Source organism: Halomonas sp. Ps84H-12 (assembly GCF_024124725.1).
GTDB lineage: Bacteria > Pseudomonadota > Gammaproteobacteria > Pseudomonadales > Halomonadaceae > Vreelandella > Vreelandella aquamarina.
Genome location: NZ_JAMXSJ010000081.1, coordinates 1 through 2,760, shown reverse-complemented (window position 1 = coordinate 2,760; position 2,760 = coordinate 1). Strand labels below are relative to the sequence as shown.

2 protein-coding genes are annotated in these 2,760 nt (G+C 55.5%); both read right to left on the bottom strand.

Features of this window, described 5'->3' with window-relative positions; genetic code table 11:
- Nucleotides 1-853, bottom strand: an 853-nt coding sequence (locus NH344_RS18055) for an MBL fold metallo-hydrolase (protein WP_253028281.1), incomplete at its 3' end; no start/stop codon positions are given.
- Nucleotides 854-1,370: 517 nt separating this feature from the next.
- Complete coding sequence (locus NH344_RS18050) at nucleotides 1,371-2,369, bottom strand: DUF4351 domain-containing protein (RefSeq protein WP_253028280.1); 999 nt, start codon at nucleotides 2,367-2,369, stop codon at nucleotides 1,371-1,373.
- Nucleotides 2,370-2,760: the final 391 nt, after the last annotated feature.

The following is a 2,760-nucleotide window of genomic DNA, read 5'->3' as shown; positions in this document are numbered from 1 at the left end:
GCGAATCGACGATGATCTCCAGCGTTTGCCATAGGCTTTTGGGCAGCCCGCGTTTGGCGTTGCGCTCGGCTTCATGAATGATGCCTTCCAGCTCGTAGAGCAGCTCTTGGGTTCGGCCAATGCTGAAGGCGGGCACCATGACCGTGCCGCCGTTAGTGAGCGCTTGCTCGATGGCCTGTTTCAGCGTGGCGCGGCGCTGGCGGCGGTCAGGGTGCTGGCGGTCGCCGTAGGTGCTTTCGAGAACCAATTGTTCGCAGCCGTAGGGCGATTGGGGCGCGGGCAGTAGCGGTGCGTAGGGAGCGCCTAAATCGCCGCTGAATATCACCCGTTCCTTTTCGCCGTTGGGGTGCTGGTGGGCTACTTCCACGTAGCTGGAGCCCAGTATGTGCCCTGCCCGCTTGAGCTTCACGCGGGTGGTGATGCCGCCTGCTTCGGTTTTTTCAAACACGGTGTGCCATTTACCGTAGGGCACGCTGATGATCTGGCTTTCCAACTGCTGCTGGAAACGTTCGATGAGCTGGGCGTTGCGGGTGAAGCCGATTTTCAGGGCATCTTCGATCACCAGCGGCAGCAGTTTGGCCGAGGGGATGGAGCAGATGATGGGCCCTTTGAATCCCGCCGCCAGCAGGTAGGGCAAGCGGCCTACGTGGTCGATGTGTACGTGGGTGATGACCAGCGCTTTGACGGTGCTGATATCGAATTCGATCTGGAGCTGCTCAAAGGCGTTTTCTTTTGCGTCTTCGCCTTGGAATAGCCCGCAGTCGATCAGCAGTGAGTGTTCGCTATCGAGGGTGAGCTGGTGGCAGCTTCCGGTGACGCCTTTGGCTCCGCCGTGGTGTGTGATGTTGAGCATTGAATTCCTTTTCGTGCTTTCTCTTAGCAGTATGGCATTTTGGCGTTTGGTGGCGTGATCGGGGCGGCTGGCGCCGCCTTCGCGCCGGGCCGCCGCTGCGGGTGCCTCTTTCGCTCGCTGCTCTCGCTCTTTCGTTACGCCGCGCTACGGGGTGATTGCCACGCTTCTAAGTATGCTATTTATTCGTAGCGCGGTGTAAGCGGAGCGCACCCGCGAAGCACCCCGCTAGGGGTGCCGATTATGCCAACGAGGTTTGATCAATCACCGTGGCTCAATCGGGGCGGCTGGTGCCGCCAACGCGGGTGCCTCTTTCGCTCGTTGCTCTCGCTCTTTCGTTACGCCGCGCTACGGGGTTGGTGCCGCCATTCGAGGTGTTGACGCGGTTGCTCGTTATGGCGCGAAACGAGGATGGTGCCACGCCTCATAACGTTGGCGGTGTTCCCGTAGCGCGGTGTAAGCGGAGCGCACCCGCGAAGCACCCCGTGAGGGGTGCTGGTGATGGCGTGAATGTCAGCGGTTACTGAATAGGTTCGATCAGGGCTTCCAATGTGTTGGCACTCAATATGCCTTCCATCCAGTTTTCCAGCTGCTCTATGGAAGCCGCCTCAATTTGAGTATCGGCCCATGACGGTAACTCGCCAAACTTCAGCATGAGCAGCTTTCGCAGCATATTTTGTGCTTCATGCTGACGGCCCTGTTGCATCCCCTGTTGCATGCCCTGTTGCATGCCCTGTTGCATGCCCTGTTGCATGCCCTGTTGCATGCCCTGTTGCATGCCTTGCTGCATGCCTTGCTGCATACCTTCCGTACGAAGACGCTCTGCTAAACCAGCCATTTTGCTTTCCTCCTGAGGATAGCGCCTTTGGTAGGCTTGTCTTTCATCTGTGCTTAAATCGCTGTAGATATCGACAAAGTCTATGTATTTGAGTTGCTTTTCAATGCTTGGTTCCAGCGAAAACAGACCTTGTATGGCATTGGCGTATACATCGATTTTATCTTTCTCTGCCCATGCCATATTCGGTAAATTCAGGCGCGCCACGATATTTTTGCTACTAAAATACTGATTGGCCGGCAATTTATTTAAATGTGTATGTAAATAGTGAAACTGTAGGTAGCTATGGCGTTCACTTCGAATATGCAGGCTTTCTGCCACTTTTTTATTAGAATTCAAAAAAATCACCACCGGTACCACTCGTTCTGTATCGAATAGCTCACTCAGGTGCAGTGTGTAGTGCGCCAGCCTGTGGATCGAGAAACGGCCGGGATCCGTTTCTTCTTCTAGCGTGAACAGTAGCGCTTCGCGTTGCCCATTTGGCCACTCTACCAGCAATGGTACGTCTAGCTCATGGAATCTGTCACCCAGGCGCTCTTTTAATTGCTCCTGGCGAATAGGAGTGACTTTGACGCTAGGCAGTAAATCTCCAGCTTCTTCTGATGCAAAGAAAGCGAGGGCTTCGCGAGGATAGTCCAAAATCAGGTTTTTGAAATTTTGATCGTGGCTTGTACGGTTCACCATGGCTTTTCCTTGCTGTAGCTCAGTCCTTGCTGGGGCTCAGTCGGGGCGGCTAGCGCCGCCCGTCGCCCGAGCTGCGGGTGCTCGCCCATGAGTATCGTTGGCGATGCATCCGTAGCGCGGTGTAAGCGGAGCGCACCCGCGAAGCACCCCGTGAGGGGTGCCGATGAGGCCAGTGAGATTTGCTTGATCACTGTGGCTTGATCGGGGCGGCTAGGGCCGCCTTCGCGGGTGCCTCTTTCGCTCGTGACCTCGCTCTTTCGTTACGCCGCGCTACGGGGTGGTGGTTCCATATAGGTAACAGGCATCGGGAAATTATGAGCCGTTAGTCATTACTTAGCTGCCAGCCGCATATGGATAATTTTTTGATAATAAGCGCTTAACTGTCTCTTTT

What these genes read in the sequence shown, in the direction of transcription:
- NH344_RS18050 (WP_253028280.1), bottom strand. Translation starts at nt 2,369, where the DNA reads ATGGTGAACCGTACAAGCCACGATCAAAATTTCAAAAACCTGATTTTG.